Below are 13383 nucleotides of genomic sequence, written 5' to 3' on the forward strand. Positions count from 1 at the left end.
AGGGACCGCGAGCGAAGTAATCGAGGCTGGCAGCTATCGCTGAGTGGGACGGAAGAACGAGGTGACGTCTTCATATCCTGGTGATCGGCTGGCCTCTGCGGCGCGTCACGGATTTCTGGCTGTGATCCGTGGCGCGCCCCTTTCCGTTTTGACGGCAGAGAAACTGATTTCATACAGCGCCGCGCCGTAGCGGATTACTTCTTCAAAACGGTCACAATGCGCAGTCGGCGTTGTTATTATTCTACACGCATTGCAGGCAGCGGCGCGCGCCGCTACTCGATGGATGACGCCGTCGCAGCGACGGCCCTTTCATTCAAAGAGCGAACCCGCAATGAACGCACATTGGCAACCTCCTCCGCCGGACCTGGTATCGGCGACGGCGACTAATCACTCCGGCATCGTCATCGACAAGGTCCGCAAGATCTATGCGGCCCGCAAAAGCAGCGCCGAAGTGGTCGCGCTCGATGACATCAGCCTCACCGTCCCGAAAGGCACGATTCTGGGCGTGATCGGCCGCAGCGGCGCCGGCAAGTCGACCTTGATCCGGCTGATCAACGGCCTCGATAAGCCGAGCGAAGGCCGCGTGGTCGTCAACGGCGTTGATATCACCGCGCTTGATGAAGCCGCGCTGCGCCAGGCGCGCCGCTCGATTGGCATGGTGTTCCAGCATTTCAATCTGCTGTCGTCGCGCACCGCGTTCGACAATGTCGCGCTGCCGCTGGAGATCGCCGGCACGCCGAAAGCCGAGATCGAAAAGCGCGTGCTGCCGCTGCTCGACATGGTCGGGCTCGCAGACAAGCGCCATCGCTATCCGGCGGAATTGTCGGGCGGCCAGAAGCAGCGCGTCGGCATCGCGCGCGCGCTCGCCACCGAGCCGTCGGTGCTGCTGTCGGATGAGGCGACCTCGGCGCTCGACCCGGAAACCACCGATCAGATTCTCGATCTGCTCAAGCAGATCAACCGGCAACTGCACCTCACCATCCTGTTCATCACCCATGAGATGGCGGTGGTGAAAGCGCTGGCCGACCGCGTCGCGGTGATCGAAGGCGGCCGCATCGTGGAAGAAGGCTCGACCTTCGACGTGTTCGCCACGCCGCGCCACGAACTAACGCGGCGGTTCGTCAGCTCGGTGACCGGCAGCGCCGCGCCGGATTGGCTGGCGGCGGCGCTAAAACCCTATCAGCCGCCCGGTGGCCAGGCCGTACTGCGCATCACCTTTAAGGGCAGCGATGCCAGCCAGCCGTTGCTGTCGCAGATCGCAAGGTCGCTGAACATCGACCTCAACATCCTATCCGGCCAGGTGGAGATGATCGCCGGCCATCCGTTCGGCACGCTGATCGTGTCGGCGGCGGCCTCGCCCGAACAATTGCAGCAGGTGATCACGCATTTCTCGGCTAACAACAATCTCGTGGAGCAACTCGGCTATGTCGCCTGAAATCATCCGTCTGATCGTCGAATCCACGCTCGATACGCTAGCGATGGTCGGGCTCGCCGGACTGTTCGGCACCGTGCTCGGCGTGCCGCTCGGCATCTTCCTCGCCACCAGCCGCGCCGGTGAACTGTACGCCGCGCCGGTCGCCAATCGCATCGTCGGCGTGGTCGTCAATGCCACGCGCTCGACGCCGTTCATCATCCTGGTGGTGGCGATCGTGCCGTTCACGCGCCTGGTGGTCGGCACCTCGATCGGCACCGCGGCCGCGACCGTGCCGCTCACCATCGCCGCGATTCCGTTCATCGCCCGGGTGATCGAAGCCGCGATCCGCGAAGTCGATCATGGCCTGATCGAAGCGGCGCGCGCGTTCGGCGCCAGCCCGCTGCAGATCGTGCGCAAGGTGCTGCTGCCGGAGGCGCTGCCGGCGATCACGCTGGCGCTGACGCTGACCTTGGTCAGCCTGATCGGCTATTCGGCGATGGTCGGCGCGGTCGGCGGCGGCGGTCTCGGCGATCTTGGCATCCGCTATGGCTATCAGCGCTTCATGCCGGAAGTGATGCTGACCGTGGTGCTGGTGTTGATCGTGCTGGTGCAGGGCGTGCAGACGCTCGGCGACACGCTGGCCCGCAAGCTCGATCACCGCAGCCGCCGCTCCTGAACCAAGCTTCCCTCTCCGAACAAGAAACGACACGACAACAAGGATAGAAAACTCATGCGACGCATTGTGCTGTCCCTGGTCGCGCTGGCTTTCAGCAGCGCGGCCTATGCCGAAACCATCCGGGTCGGCGTCACTTCCGGCCCGCACGCCGAGATCATCGACGTGGTCAAGAAGGTCGCCGCCGAGCGCGGCGTCGACATCAAGCCGGTGGAATTCTCCGACTACGTGTTCCCGAACGAAGCGTTGGCGCGCAAGGAGCTGGACGCCAATTCATTCCAGCACGAACCTTACCTCTTGAACCAGACCGCCAAGAGCAACTGGAAGATCGTCAAGGTCGCCGGCACCATCTTGTCGCCGCAGGGCGTCTATTCCAAAAAATACAAGACGCTCGCCGATCTGCCGCAAGGCGCCACGGTGGCGATCGCCAATGATCCGTCCAACGGCGCGCGCGGCCTGTTGATCCTGGCCTCGCAAGGGCTGATCAAGCTCAAGGATGGCGCCGGCGTCACCGCGTCGGTCGCCGACATCGTCGACAATCCCAAGAAGCTGAAATTCGTGGAGTTGGACGCGGCGCAACTGCCGCGCTCGCTCGGCGATGTCGATCTGGTGTCGATCAACAACAACTACGCGGTGCAGGCCGGGCTCAGCCCGTCGCGCGACGCCATCGCCCGCGAAAGCGTCGATGGCCCCTGGGTCAACATCCTGGCGGTGCGCGAGGAGGACAAGGACAAGCCGTGGGTGAAAGCGCTGATCGACGCCTATCACTCCGACCCGGTGAAGCAGTTCATCGAAACCCGCTTCAAGGGCACCTACCTCGCCAGCTGGTGACGACCAACCATCGGGATGGCGCAGGCACCGCGCCATCCCTTGGGCTGTTGCTCAGAACAGATAATTGAACCGCAGCAGCGCCTCGTGACGCTCGAAATGTTCGAGATCGTAGCGATTATGATCGTTGATCGCCTTGCCGGCGACCTGCGTGCTAAAAGTGCCTGACAGGCCGACATTCTTGGCCAGATGCACCGAGAAGGTCGGGCCGATGAACAGCGCGTTGCCGGCGAGATTGTCGAGGCTGGCGCCGTGATAGGCGCGCACATAGCGCGCTTCGCCGCCGATGATCAGATCGGAATTGACCTTGTAGGACAGCGCGGTGTGCACGGCGAAGTCCGAGGCGTGGGTCCAGCTATTGGCGAGGTCACGCGCGCTGCCGGCCGAGAACCAGAAATTGACAGCCGCGAACAGCCGGTCCTCGATCAGTTCCTTGTCGATCAACGCTGCGAATTCCGAGCCATAGCTGAGCTGATCGAGCCCGGTGGCGTCATCGACCCGCGACCAGCCCGGCGCGGCATGCACCGTCAGGCCGAACGGCATCTCGTTGCGATCCAGCACCTTGTAGCGGAATTCCATCGAGGCGCCCGCAAAGGCGCTGCGATGATTATTGGCCATGCCGGGAATGTCGCTGATCTGATTGGTGCCGAAGCTGACGCCGGGCGCGACGCGGAAGCGGTCGGTCAGCACGAATTTCATCTGCGCCAGCGTGCCGCCGCCGAAATAGGAGCCAAAGCGCTTGCCGAACCGGCCGATATTCTCGACTTCCAGTTCGACCTCGCCGGCCTTGCCGATGTCCGAGCCCATGCTGAAGCCGAAAATGTGCTCGGTATCGACGTCGTCGGCGTCATGCTTGGCGGCAGCGGCTACCGCGCGCGGCTGGCCGAATGGCGCAGCAGGTGACACCGAGGACGCATAGGACAGCCAGGACGGTCGCTCCTCGGCGCGAGCAATTGCCGCCGACAGCCCGACCGCGGACACCACGCCGAGCGTCAGCCCGGTTTTGACAATGACCTGACGCCACAACGCCGACGATTTGGCCGAGAAACGCATTCAACCCCCAATGACTGCAACACTTGATCTGGGGGAACCAATGCATTTGCGAGTACTTCGCAGTCAAAGAATTAGTTTTGTAAGTTCAATAAATTAGAACCATCCTAAATTTGACTCGCAACAAGGACGGGCCGCCGCGATGGAACTTGAGCGCGCAAAACGCGGCCTTAGGTAGCAGATACACCAAGGCCCTTTCGTAGAGCACCATGATGGATCTGGGCGCTGTCAAATGGCGATGGCAGCGTTAATTGGTATATCTCGTAGAAGTGAAAAGGTTGTGTCACTCTCCTTATGCTCGTTTGGCATGTGTGAGGGGGACAATGCCCACCTTTGAATATCTTCGAATTTCACTAGCGAAACAGGCAGACCTTTTCGATCCTGGATTGTCGCGCCAAGAGTTTCTAAGAAATATTTTTTCGAGGCGATGGGATTTCTCTTACCGCCGCCGCGTTTACACCTACGATCCAATACCTGATTCAGGCGACTACATCGGGGGCGTGATCGGCCGAGAAATCGCGGAACTCAGAAACGATGGACCTGACACGCATTGGAATGTTATTGAGCAAAGACACTGGCCGATTGCCTACCTAAGCTTAGATTTGGCGGAGCGAGAGCAGATCGCAGCGATTCAGAACCACCAGAGAGTAGGGTCTCCTTACGGGTTGTTGAAGAGCTTGCTTGAGCACGCTGTCCGCTCAGTAGAATTTGCGTCTTGGAAGCCAAGCGTTGAGTATATTTCGTCAGCATCCGATTTTTGGATTGCTGCCAATAACTACGCCGGGAAGATCACGTCGCTAAGCTTCGTCTTTGTGCCCCCAAACATGCTGGGGGCTAAAGAGGCGATAGACGACCTCGTTAAGGCCGCGTCCGAAGAGGCGCTCTCCGAGGAAACTGAACTAAAGCTCAAAAATCCTCATGGAAATTTAGTTCCTTCTGGCTCGCTTGTGGAAGCGTCGGTTTCAACCGCGACTGCGGGTGGCGGGGCGATCACCATGCGGGCAGGGAAGAAAGTCATCTATTCTTCGTCAGCAAACAGACGAACCAAAGAGATCAACTCGGAAGACATTCCGAAACCGTCCAGCATTGAAAAGGTTCGAGATTTCTTCAAACGGTTGATGGCGAAATGACAAAGGTTGCGGCAGTAATCGCGATGATCACTGTTGCACTATGTGCAACATTCGCAGAGCCAGAATTCTTTGCGAAGAATGCATTCCTTGGTTCGTTTATAACGTTCGAACTATTGAACATCCTTGCGGTCATTCTGACGGTCACTCTTGCTTCAATAGCAAATATTCACCTGTCACTTAACAGGATAGTGAGAGCAGCCTTCAAGGACCGAGCCAAAGGAACAGAAGCGGCGAACAGGGTTCGAAGTGAAATCAATCAAAACGGGTGGCTTCTGTTTTGGCTGTTCATTGCCGCTTGCGGACTTTTATTTTTAAAAGGCGCGTATGAGGCGCCGACTGTGTTTGTGCTGTCGTTCGTCCATTCGTTCGGGCTAATTGTACTGCTAACTAACTTGCTCGTGCTGTGTGACACCTATCAGGTGATTTATCAGATTGTGAAGATGGAAACCCATCATTCAAGCACGGGACCAACGGACTTCGGCGCCTAGCTTGCGTTAGTCTATTTTGAGTTCCTTTGTGCCCGGCATTTAGGCATTGGATCATAAACGTCTAAGCCCTTGGCCCGGATGACACGGGTAGCGAGTTCGCGGACATCTAGCGGCCTTTCTTTGGCTAGGGCTTCGCGGCAGATTGTGGCCATCTCGCGCGGCAGATCGCGACGGCAGATTTCGATCTGTTTCTCATTGGCGCAGAGATTGTCCGCTCGATTTCTTTCCGCTTGGTCTCAAGCGTTCTGACAATGTTGGCTCGCTCATGACAGTAAGGTGCCGTCATGCGAGCTTCCGTGCCACCAGGGACTTGGTGCATTCGCTACCTAAGGCCGCAAAACTGTAGCCAGACACCATCAGCGGGGGTTCACGGTGCCGGCGCGCACGATCGGGGTGGCGCGGTAGCTGATCTCGGCAAAGGGCAGCTCCTTGGCGAGCAGCGCCAGCAGCTCGGTCAGGTCGCGCTCCGCTAGCACCACCGCGATCTCAATCATGCGCACATAGCCGCGGATCTGCTCGAACACGTCGCGATAGGCGACGTTCTCGCCATGGCAGCGCACATCGCTGATGCGAAAGCCGGCGCGGGACGACGGCTCATGGGTCGACAGCAGCCCGGTAAGCTGCTCTTCGAGCGCGACCGGTGCGGTCAGGGTCAGCAGCACGCTGGTCATGGTTTCTTGCCCGCAGGAATGCCGAACCTTCGATACAGGATCGGCAGGATGATCAAGGTCAGCACCGTCGAGGTCACCAGGCCACCGATCACCACGATCGCCAGCGGGCGCTGCACATCCGAGCCCGGACCGGTGGCGAACAGCAGCGGCACCAGGCCAAACCCGGTGATGCTGGCGGTCAGCAGGATCGGCCGCAACCGCCGCTGGGCGCCTTCGATGATGATGTGGTCGCGGTCAAAACCCTGATCGCGCAGCTGATTGAAATAGGACACCAGCACCAGGCCGTTCAGCACCGCGATGCCGAGCAGCGCGATGAAGCCGACTGACGCCGGCACCGACAGATACTCGCCGGAGATCAGCAGGCTGAACACGCCGCCGACCAGCGCGAACGGGATATTGACGAACACCAGCAGCGCCTGCCGCACCGAGACGAAGGTGACGAACAGCAACAGGAAGATCAGCGCCAGCGCGATCGGAACCACCACCGCCAGCCGCGCCGCGGCGCGCTGCTGATTTTCGAACTGGCCGCCCCAGGTCAGAGTGTAGCCTTCCGGCAGCGGCACCTTCTCGGCGATCATGCGCTTGGCTTCTTCAACGAAGCCGACCAAATCGCGCCCGGCGACGTTGCTCTGCACCAGCGCGACGCGGCGGCCGTTCTCGCGGTCGATCTTGACCGGGCCGTCGAGCCGCTCGAGCCGCGCCACCGTGGCGAGCGGCACGTTCTTGCCATCGGCGAGCGCGAGACTGAGCCCGGCAAATTGCGCAGGTGAATCGCGGAGCGCATCGGTGCCGCGCACCAGCACTGGCGTGCGCCGGCCTTCCTCAACCACGATGCCGATCGACTTGCCTTCCACCTGGGTGCGCAGCGCCTCGGTGAGCGCATCGACGTCGAGGCCGAGCCGGCCGGCCTGCAGCCGATCGATCCGCGCGCTGAAATACTGGAATCCCTTGTTGAGCGTGGTGCGCACGTCCTCGCTGCCGCGGATGCCGCGCAGCGTTGCGGTGATGCGCTCGGCGAGGCTGTTCAAGGTGGCGATATCGGGGCCGAAAATCTTCACCACCACGTCGCCGCGCGCGCCAATGATCATCTCCTGCACGCGCATTTCGATCGGTTGGGTGAAGCTGAAGCCGATGCCGGGAATCGGCGCCAGCGCCTTGCGCAGCTCGCCCAGCAGCCAGTTCATGTCGGACGGCTGCCGCCAGGTGTCCGGCTCCTTGAGCAGCACGTAAGTGTCAGTCTGGTTCAGCCCCATCGGATCGAGCCCAAGCTCGTCCGAGCCGGTGCGCGCCACGATGCCCGCCACTTCCGGCACCTCTTTCATCAGCCTCTGCTGAATTTTCAGATCGAGGTCGGTGCTCTGATCGAGGCCGATCGACGGCAGCTTTTCCACGCTGACGATCGGCGTGCCTTCATCCATGGTCGGCATGAAGATCTTGCCGAGCTGGCCATAGGCAAACACGGTCGCAATCAGCGCCGCGATCGCACAGCCCACCACCGCGCGTTCATGCTTCAGGCTGAATTGCAGCGCCGGGGTGTAGAGACGATTGATGTTGCGCACCAGCCAGGTCTCGTGATGACCGCCGGTCTTGAGCAGCAGCGACGCCAGCACCGGGATCACGGTCAGCGCCAGCAGCAGCGAGCTGCCGAGCGCAAACACGATCGCGAGCGCCACCGGGATGAACAGCTTGCCCTCCAGCCCTTGCAGCGACAGCAGCGGCAGGAACACGATCACGATAATGGTGATGCCCGAGGTCACCGGCACCGCGACTTCGCGCAGCGCATGATAGATGCGATGCAGCAGCGGGCTGCGATCGGCGGAACGATCCTTGTCGAGATGGGCGACGATGTTTTCGACCACCACCACCGAGGCGTCGATCAACATGCCGATCGCGATCGCAAGGCCGCCGAGGCTCATCAGATTGGCGGACATGCCGACCTGACGCATCAGCAGGAAGGTGGCGAGCGCCGATAGCGGCAGCGTCAGCGCCACCACCAGGGCCGCGCGCCAATCGCCCAGAAACAGCACCAGCAGCACCACCACCAGCAGCGTCGCTTCCAGCAGCGAGCGCGACACCGTGCCGACCGCGCGGCTGACCAGATCGCCGCGATCATAGAAGATATCGACCTTGACGCCCTTGGGCAGCGTCGGCGCCAGTTCAGTGAGCTTGGCGCGCACGCCCTCGACCACGTCGCGGGCATTGGCGCCGCGCAGCCCGAGCACCAGGCCCTGCACCGCTTCGCCTTCGCCATTGCGGGTCACCGCGCCGTAGCGGGTGATGCTGCCGATCCGCACTTCGGCGACATCGCCGATCCGCACCATGGCGCCGTCGCGATTACTGACCACGATGTTGCGCAGATCATCGAGCGTGCGCACCTGGCCATCGACGCGCACCAGCAGCACTTCTTCGCCTTCGGTGAGACGGCCGGCGCCGCCATTGCGATTATTGGCCTCCACCGCCTTCTGCAGCATCTCGATCGAGATGCCGCGCGCGGCCATCGCCAGATTGTCCGGCACGATCTCGAAGCTGCGCACAAAGCCACCGAGCGAGTTGACGTCGGCGACGCCCGGCAGCGTGCGCAGCGCCGGACGGATCACCCAATCGAGCAGCGTGCGCCGTTCGGCGAGCGACAGATCACCGCCCTCGATGGTGAACATGAACATTTCGCCGAGCGGCGTGGTGATCGGCGCCAGCCCCGCGTTGATGCCGGGCGGCATGTCCTTGACGACACCGGTCAGCCGCTCCGCGACCTGATTGCGCGCCCAGTAGATATCGACGCCGTCCTGGAAATCGATGGTGACGTCGGCGAGCGCGTATTTGGTCACCGAGCGCATCACGGTCTTGTTGGGGATGCCGAGCATTTCCAGCTCGATCGGCGTGGTGACGCGGGTCTCGACTTCTTCCGGCGTCATGCCCGGCGCCTTGACGATCACCTTGACCTGCACCGGCGACACGTCCGGGAAGGCGTCGATCGGCAATTGCCGGAACGCATAGATGCCGCTGCCGATCAGCAGCAGAGTCGCAAGGATCACCAGCAGTCGATGGCCGAGCGAAAATTCAACGAGGCGCGTGAGCATCACTCAACTCCGCCCAGCCCTTGCCAGGCACCTTTCAGCGCGGCGAGACCGCGCACCGCGATCAGCTCATGGCCCTGGAAATGGCCCGTCACCACCACGAATTCCGGCATCTCTTCCTGCACCGTGACCGGGGTCGGCATAAAGCCGCCGTCGGTTTTGACGAACACGAAGGCGTCAGTGCCGCGCCGCACCAGCGCGCCGATCCGCACCCGCCACTCGCTGCCGGCATGGGCGCGCGGCGACACCACGGCTTCGACCACCTGGCCCGGCCGCACTTCACCCGCCGGCGCGGCAAATTCAGCGCGAACATTGACGGTCTGCGCCGAGGGATCGACGCTGGTGCCGATCGACACCACTCGGCCAGTTACTTGCTGATCACGCAACGCGACCTCGGCGCCGATCGCGAAATCGGCGGCGCGCGCTGACGGCACCTGGATCTCCACCCATAGCGGCGCGAGCTGCGCCAATCGGCAAATCGGCGCCAGCGCTTCCACCGTCTGGCCGGGCACCACCGATGTTTCCAGCACCACCGCATCGATCGGCGCGGCAATCACCAGCCGCGGATCGAGCGACTGGCTGGCGGCCAGCTTGGCGATCGCATCCTCGGTCATGCCGTAATGCAGCAGCGCCTGGCGGAATTCCGCGGAGGTGGCGCGCGCCTGCTCATATTCATTCTGAGTGGTGATCAGCTGCTTCTTGGGCACCGCGCCATAGGGCGCGAGATTCTCCTCGCGCTCCAATGTGGTGCGCAGCAAGGCTTCCTTCTTAAAGGCGACGAGAAAATCAGATTGCGCCTTGGCCAGCGCCGGGCTCTGTAATTCGGCGATCACATCGCCGCGCTTCACAGTGGCGTCGACGCGCACCAATAGCCGTTCGACGCGGCCGCCGAGCGGCGCATTCATCAAGCGCGTGCGATCAGGCGGCACCGTGACCCGGCCGGGGAACCGCAAGCCGGTGATCACCGGTTGCAGCTCGAGCGGCGCGGTCTCAATCCCGACCAGCTCGGCCTGGGCCGGCGAAATCGATACTTTGCCGTCGCCGCCCTCTTCCGTTGCACGGGCCAGACCCGTACTCAGCATCAAGGTCAGGCAAAGCCAGGCAAACAGACGGATCGACATCGACACTCTCACTTACGGCTCATTGACGCCGCGGCTGGCTCCTTCTTGCACTATTTCACCTGACAACTTCCTTACGGCGCTGGCCGAACGAGCGCATGGCCTCAACGCACGGCTATCGGTGCACGCCGGCGCATGGCCGCCGTGCAATACGCGCGGCACACAAGCTGCGCGTAACGTTAAAAATGCGCGGTCAGCCGCAGCAAGGCCTGATGACGCTCAAAATTGCTGAGATCGAGCGCGCGCGGATCATCGAGCGCCTTGCCCGCGGCCTGAATGTTCCAGCTGCCGGACAGCCCGACATTCTTGGCGAGCGCGATGGAAAAGGTCGGCCCGACATAGAAGGCGGCGCCCTTCTGCCGATCGAGGCCGCAGCCATCAAAGGCCTGCAGATAGCGCGCTTCCACACCAAACAGCACCGATGGGAAGAATTTGTAGGAAACCGCCGTGCTGATCATCAGATCGGAATCATGCGACCACGGATTGCCGCCGCGCAGCTGCGAGGCGCCGACGATGTAGCCGACATTGAGTGCACTAAACAGCTTGTTGGGAACCCATTCTTTATCCATCAGCGCCGACAGCACCGCGCCATAGCCTTCGATGCGGCGGCCGCTGACGTCATCGATGCGGCTAACGATCGGCTCGAAATTGAGCGTGAAGCCGAACGGCGCAACGTGGCGGTCGAGCAGCTTGTAGCGGATTTCGACCGACGCTTCGTGAATGCCGATCGCGTTGCGATCCTCAAGCTCCGGCACGCCGCTGATATTGTGGGTGCCGAGCGTGAAGCCCGGCGCCACCCGCAGATTGTCGGTCAGCGTGTATTTGAAATGGGTGTGGGTCGCGGTGGTGAGATAATAGCCGGACCGCTTGCCGATGCCGCTGAAGGTTTCCAACTCCAGCTCGAATTCGCCCTTTTCGCCGATGTCCGATCCCATCGTCATGCCGAAAATATGCTCGGTATCGATTTCGTCATGATCGGCGGCGGGAAGCGGCTTGCCAGCCGTGGCAGCGGCCGCGCGCGCCTCAGCGCTTGAGACCCGTGGCAGATCGCCGGCCTGCGCCGTCGGCATCAGGGCGACGCTCAACAGCGCCGCCAGCGGCCATGCGGATGCGCCTTGCTGCGCGCTGCGGCTGCGCCGGACGGCGTGGACCTGAAATGACATTCACCCCCCAATGATCCCGACTGGCGCGACCCATGCCGTCATGCCTTCGCACCGCGCGCCGACATTGTCTTTACGGGGGACTTGGCAGGCAACTCAAGACTGCACGTCGGACGATCATCATACCATGATACCGCGATGTCGGCCTTGCTGTGGTCTCAGTCGAATGAGAGGGTGGCCTTTACCGGCGAGAATGCTATCTGCTCGCAGGCAATCGAGGGCTCGGCTCGATTGCACAGGACAAGCCGACCGCGCTCAAGCCCCGCAGCGCGAACCATGTTGCAAGCCGGCGGCGGTCGACAATGCATGAGGGAATGAGATGACGAAGAAGACCCCGGCGATCAACATCGGGATTCCGGAGGCGCAGCGCGCCAAGCTCGCGGAAGGGCTGTCGAAGCTGCTGGCCGACTCCTACACGCTCTATCTGATGACGCACAATTTCCATTGGAACGTCACCGGGCCGATGTTCAACACGCTGCACGCGATGTTCATGGCGCAATACACCGAGCAGTGGACGGCGCTCGATGTGATTGCAGAGCGCATCCGCGCGCTCGGCTTTGCGGCCCCCGGCACCTACAAGGAATTTGTGAAGCTGGCGTCGATCGAAGAGGTCGAGGGCACCCCGAAGGCGATGGACATGGTCCGCCATCTGGTCGCCGCGCAGGAAGCCACCGCGCGCACCGCGCGCGAGCTGTTCCCGCTCACCGAGGAAGCCAACGACCAGCCGACCGCTGACCTTTTGACCCAGCGGCTCGACGTGCACGAAAAGACCGCCTGGATGCTGCGCAGCCTGCTCGAAGACTGACGCGCGCCAGCCAAGAACCAGCCGCACGCCCGTCGCCTGATCAAGCAGGCGGCGGGCGTTGCCGTTTTAACGCTAATGGCGCAGCGCCAGCGCCACGCCGCCGAGCGTCACCGCCAGCGCCAGCAACTCGCGCAACCCGATCGGCTCGGCCAGCATCGCCGCAGCCGCCAGCACGCCGACCACCGGCACCAGCAGCGTGCCGATCGAGGCGGTCGCCGCTGGCAGCCGTTCCAAAGCTGCGAACCAGCACACATAACAGACGCAGAACTGCACGAAGGTCAGATAGGCCATCGACGCCCAGCCGCGCGGCGACAGCGCCGCGAAATGCGGCTGCTCGATTGCCAGCCCGACGATCACCACCGGCACGCAGCCGATCCCGACCTGCCATGCCGTCAGCGCGATCGGCTGCAAGGTCAGCGGAAAGCGCTTGGTCAGCACGGTGCCGAACGCCACGCCGATCGCACCGGCAAGCGCGAACAGAATGCCGGGCAGTTTTTCAAGACTGACACTGATCCCGCCGCCGCCGAGCAGCACGCAAATGCCGGTGAGCGCCACCAGCAAAGCGAGGCCGCGCACCACCGACACGGTCTCGCCGAGCAGCGGCCAGGCCAGCAGTGCCACCCAGACCGGAATGGTGATCGCCAGCACCGCGGCATCGCTGGCCTTCAGCCACACCAGCGCCAGCCCCATGAACGCGACCCAGCCGCCGATATTGAGCATCGACACCAGGATCAGCCGCCCCCATAGCGGTTTCGGCACCGTGAGGCGCTGGCCGCGGTGATGCGCGATCAACGCCAGCGCCGCGGCGCCGACCAGCCCAGCAAGGCCGCGCGACGACAATGGCGGCACTTCGCTGAGCAGCTGCTTCATGATCGGGAAGTTGAGGCCCCATCCCACGGAGGCGATCGCGAGGAACAAAAAGCCAAGCGGCGCGATGCGGCCGCGTCCGGCCTCGCTGAGGATGGTCATTGG

12 protein-coding genes are annotated in these 13383 nt (G+C 62.4%); 6 read left to right on the forward strand and 6 right to left on the reverse strand.

Annotated elements, in window-relative coordinates; genetic code table 11:
- Positions 1–331: 331 nt before the first annotated feature.
- From BJ122_RS04125 to BJ122_RS04135, 3 genes are read left to right on the forward strand one after another with little or no spacing between them, the layout of a single operon-like run.
- Positions 332–1435: a methionine ABC transporter ATP-binding protein gene (locus tag BJ122_RS04125; protein ID WP_110779882.1), complete on the forward strand. Its 1104-nt coding sequence runs from the start codon at positions 332–334 to the stop codon at positions 1433–1435.
- Positions 1425–2090 (forward strand): methionine ABC transporter permease, encoded by a 666-nt coding sequence (locus BJ122_RS04130; protein WP_110779883.1) that lies wholly within the window; start codon positions 1425–1427, stop codon positions 2088–2090. Before BJ122_RS04125 ends, BJ122_RS04130 begins: the two co-directional genes overlap by 11 nt.
- A 54-nt stretch (positions 2091–2144) precedes the next feature.
- Positions 2145–2918: a MetQ/NlpA family ABC transporter substrate-binding protein gene (locus tag BJ122_RS04135; protein ID WP_110779884.1), complete on the forward strand. Its 774-nt coding sequence runs from the start codon at positions 2145–2147 to the stop codon at positions 2916–2918.
- Positions 2919–2969: 51 nt separating this feature from the next.
- Here BJ122_RS04135 and BJ122_RS04140 read toward each other — a convergent pair whose 3' ends face one another.
- Positions 2970–3968, reverse strand: coding sequence for a DUF6662 family protein (locus BJ122_RS04140; RefSeq protein ID WP_245407603.1), 999 nt, complete (start codon positions 3966–3968; stop codon positions 2970–2972).
- A gap of 320 nt (positions 3969–4288) precedes the next feature.
- Between BJ122_RS04140 and BJ122_RS04145 the strand changes: the two genes are divergently transcribed.
- Positions 4289–5095, forward strand: a complete 807-nt coding sequence (locus BJ122_RS04145; protein WP_146227151.1) for a hypothetical protein — start codon at positions 4289–4291, stop codon at positions 5093–5095.
- Entirely contained in the window at positions 5092–5583 is a 492-nt protein-coding gene (locus BJ122_RS04150; protein WP_110779886.1) for a hypothetical protein, read from the forward strand. The genes BJ122_RS04145 and BJ122_RS04150 overlap by 4 nt, the downstream gene beginning before the upstream one ends.
- A gap of 356 nt (positions 5584–5939) precedes the next feature.
- Here the strand turns inward: BJ122_RS04150 and BJ122_RS04155 are convergent, their stop codons facing one another.
- From BJ122_RS04155 to BJ122_RS04170, 4 genes are all read right to left on the reverse strand, one after another.
- A complete protein-coding gene (locus BJ122_RS04155) occupies positions 5940–6254 on the reverse strand; it encodes a DUF3240 family protein (protein ID WP_110779887.1) in 315 nt (104 codons plus the stop codon).
- The gene (locus BJ122_RS04160; RefSeq protein WP_110779888.1) at positions 6251–9331 is read right to left on the reverse strand and encodes an efflux RND transporter permease subunit; all 3081 of its coding nucleotides are present in this window, start codon (positions 9329–9331) and stop codon (positions 6251–6253) included. The genes BJ122_RS04155 and BJ122_RS04160 overlap by 4 nt, the downstream gene beginning before the upstream one ends.
- Positions 9331–10449, reverse strand: coding sequence for an efflux RND transporter periplasmic adaptor subunit (locus BJ122_RS04165; protein WP_110779889.1), 1119 nt, complete (start codon positions 10447–10449; stop codon positions 9331–9333). Before BJ122_RS04165 ends, BJ122_RS04160 begins: the two co-directional genes overlap by 1 nt.
- Before the next feature lie 176 nt (positions 10450–10625).
- Positions 10626–11609, reverse strand: a complete 984-nt coding sequence (locus BJ122_RS04170; protein WP_245407604.1) for a DUF6662 family protein — start codon at positions 11607–11609, stop codon at positions 10626–10628.
- Between the two features lie 316 nt (positions 11610–11925).
- Here BJ122_RS04170 and BJ122_RS04175 point away from each other — a divergent pair, with 316 nt between their 5' ends.
- Positions 11926–12411: a Dps family protein gene (locus BJ122_RS04175; protein ID WP_110779890.1), complete on the forward strand. Its 486-nt coding sequence runs from the start codon at positions 11926–11928 to the stop codon at positions 12409–12411.
- A 72-nt stretch (positions 12412–12483) separates the two neighbouring features.
- Here BJ122_RS04175 and BJ122_RS04180 read toward each other — a convergent pair whose 3' ends face one another.
- Positions 12484–13380, reverse strand: coding sequence for a DMT family transporter (locus BJ122_RS04180; protein ID WP_110779891.1), 897 nt, complete (start codon positions 13378–13380; stop codon positions 12484–12486).
- Between the last annotated feature and the right edge of the window lie 3 nt (positions 13381–13383).

Origin of the sequence: Rhodopseudomonas faecalis, assembly GCF_003217325.1 — a bacterium.
GTDB lineage: Bacteria > Pseudomonadota > Alphaproteobacteria > Rhizobiales > Xanthobacteraceae > Rhodopseudomonas > Rhodopseudomonas faecalis.

Coding starts and splice junctions, on each gene's coding strand:
- BJ122_RS04125 (WP_110779882.1), top strand. CDS start 332: ATGAACGCACATTGGCAACCTCCTCCGCCGGACCTGGTATCGGCGACG.
- BJ122_RS04130 (WP_110779883.1), top strand. CDS start 1,425: ATGTCGCCTGAAATCATCCGTCTGATCGTCGAATCCACGCTCGATACG.
- BJ122_RS04135 (WP_110779884.1), top strand. CDS start 2,145: ATGCGACGCATTGTGCTGTCCCTGGTCGCGCTGGCTTTCAGCAGCGCG.
- BJ122_RS04140 (WP_245407603.1), bottom strand. CDS start 3,968: ATGCGTTTCTCGGCCAAATCGTCGGCGTTGTGGCGTCAGGTCATTGTC.
- BJ122_RS04145 (WP_146227151.1), top strand. CDS start 4,289: ATGCCCACCTTTGAATATCTTCGAATTTCACTAGCGAAACAGGCAGAC.
- BJ122_RS04150 (WP_110779886.1), top strand. CDS start 5,092: ATGACAAAGGTTGCGGCAGTAATCGCGATGATCACTGTTGCACTATGT.
- BJ122_RS04155 (WP_110779887.1), bottom strand. CDS start 6,254: ATGACCAGCGTGCTGCTGACCCTGACCGCACCGGTCGCGCTCGAAGAG.
- BJ122_RS04160 (WP_110779888.1), bottom strand. CDS start 9,331: ATGCTCACGCGCCTCGTTGAATTTTCGCTCGGCCATCGACTGCTGGTG.
- BJ122_RS04165 (WP_110779889.1), bottom strand. CDS start 10,449: ATGTCGATCCGTCTGTTTGCCTGGCTTTGCCTGACCTTGATGCTGAGT.
- BJ122_RS04170 (WP_245407604.1), bottom strand. CDS start 11,609: ATGTCATTTCAGGTCCACGCCGTCCGGCGCAGCCGCAGCGCGCAGCAA.
- BJ122_RS04175 (WP_110779890.1), top strand. CDS start 11,926: ATGACGAAGAAGACCCCGGCGATCAACATCGGGATTCCGGAGGCGCAG.
- BJ122_RS04180 (WP_110779891.1), bottom strand. CDS start 13,380: ATGACCATCCTCAGCGAGGCCGGACGCGGCCGCATCGCGCCGCTTGGC.